The sequence below is a fragment of the Streptomyces alkaliphilus genome (genome assembly GCF_014141535.1).
Classification (GTDB): Bacteria; Actinomycetota; Actinomycetes; order Streptomycetales; family Streptomycetaceae; genus Streptomyces; species Streptomyces alkaliphilus.
In genome coordinates this window covers 1-1,764 of record NZ_VKHT01001008.1, presented here as the reverse complement: position 1 = coordinate 1,764, position 1,764 = coordinate 1, and the positions used below count along the sequence as shown (strand labels likewise).

Sequence of the window (1,764 nt, the reverse complement as noted above, 5' to 3'; positions counted from 1 at the left end):
CCGTCACCCCCGCCTCCACCGCGCTGGCGAAGGACCTCAAACGGGAGGGGTTGCGCTTCGTCGGCCCCACCACCGCGTACGCCCTCATGCAGGCGTGCGGTCTGGTGGACGACCACCTCGCCGACTGCCACGTCCGCGCCCGCCGGGAGTCCGGGGCGGGGTGATCCGCACCACTCCGGATCCGTGCGCCGAACGCCCCGCCCCGGGGGCCCGGCGGTCGTAGGGTGACCCACGGGGGACGGAGAACGGGGAGGTACCCGCATGGTCGTGATACGCCGGGCGACGTCACCGGCCGAGGTGATGGCCGCCGCCCACCTGTTCGACGGTCCGGTGCGCCCCGAGTGGGCCCAGCGTTTCCTCAACGAGCCCACCCACCACCTGCTGATCGCCGCCCTCGACGGTGTGCCCGTGGGCATGGTGACCGGAATGGAGCTGACCCATCCCGACAAGGGCACCGAGCTGTTCCTCTACGAACTGGCCGTGGATCCGGCCCACCGGCGCCGGGGGGTGGGGCGCGAACTGGTCGAGGCGCTGGGCCGCCTCGCCCACGAGCGCGGCTGCCACGGCATGTGGGTCGCGGTCGACCCGGACAACCTGCCCGCCCGGGCCGCCTACGCCGCCGCCGGGATCGCGGAGGAGGGGCCGGCCACGATGATGACCCGGGAGCTGCGGGACCCGGCCGCCCGGGAGTCGGGCGGGGAGGCCGACACCGGGGACACGGACCCGGAGGGGAACCGCCCCACCGCCGGAGCCGACGGCGGGCCCGCGCCGGACCGTCGGCCGACGGGCTGAGGGAGCGCGTCCCGACCCCGCGCGCCCGGGCGTGCCCGGACCGCGACGGCGGCCCCGGGCCCGCTCAGGCTCCCGGCAGACGGTAGCGGCCGTCCGGCAGGCGCTCCGCCAGCCTGTCGGCCAACAGGCCGCGCAGCGCGCGCTCGCGCTGCACCGAGTCCTCCCACACCCGTTCCAGCACCGACGCCCGAACCGGCTCCATCGACTCGCGCAGCACCGCCATCAGACGTCCGCGCACCTGCCGGTCGGTGCCCGCCCAGGCCTGCCCGCGCCGGGGCGGTCCCTGGTGTTCCGGCGAGCCGGCCAGCCGCCACGCGCACCGATCGGAGATCGGGCACACCCCACAGCGCGGCGCGCGTGCCGTGCACACCAGCGCGCCCAGCTCCATGGTCGCCGCCGCCCACCGGGCCGCGGTCGCCTCGTCCTCCGGCAGCAGTGCCCGGGCCAGTCGCCGCTCGGCGGCCGTCGTCGCGTTCGGCGGATAGCGGGTGCCGACCACCGCCCGGGCGAAGACCCGACGCACGTTGGTGTCCAGCACGGCCTGCCGTCGTCCGTGCGCGAACGAGGCCACGGCCGCCGCCGTGTACTCCCCGACGCCCGGCAGCGCCAGCAGGTGCGCGTGCTCGGTCGGCACCTCGCCGCCGTGCCGTTCGGTCATCGCGCCGGCGGCGGCGTGCAGCCGCAGCGCGCGCCGCGGATAGCCCAGCCGCCCCCACGCGCGCACCGCCTCACCCGGCGGGACGGCCGCCAGGTCCGCCGGGCGCGGCCAGCGCCGCATCCACTCCTCGTACACCGGTAGCACCCGGGCCACCGGTGTCTGCTGCAGCATGAACTCACTGACCATCACGCCCCACGCGCCGGCCTCCGGGCGCCGCCAGGGCAGGTCCCGGGCGTTCTCGGCGAACCAGGCGACGACCGGACCGTGCAGTGCCGCGGCGTCCGGGCGGCCGGGGTCGGGATCGGGATCGGGGG

3 protein-coding genes are annotated in these 1,764 nt (G+C 77.2%); 2 read left to right on the top strand and 1 reads right to left on the bottom strand.

Annotated features, from left to right (window positions below; genetic code table 11):
* Both FNQ90_RS21960 and FNQ90_RS21955 read left to right on the top strand, forming a co-directional pair.
* Positions 1-164 (top strand): DNA-3-methyladenine glycosylase I (locus FNQ90_RS21960; protein WP_182607938.1); only part of this gene is annotated, 164 nt, incomplete at its 5' end.
* A gap of 97 nt (positions 165-261) precedes the next feature.
* The gene (locus FNQ90_RS21955; RefSeq protein WP_182607937.1) at positions 262-792 is read left to right on the top strand and encodes a GNAT family N-acetyltransferase; all 531 of its coding nucleotides are present in this window, start codon (positions 262-264) and stop codon (positions 790-792) included.
* A gap of 64 nt (positions 793-856) precedes the next feature.
* On the opposite strand, the gene FNQ90_RS21950 is transcribed toward FNQ90_RS21955, so the two are convergent.
* Positions 857-1,764: HhH-GPD family protein (locus tag FNQ90_RS21950; RefSeq protein WP_407699421.1), on the bottom strand; the 908-nt coding region annotated here is incomplete at its 5' end.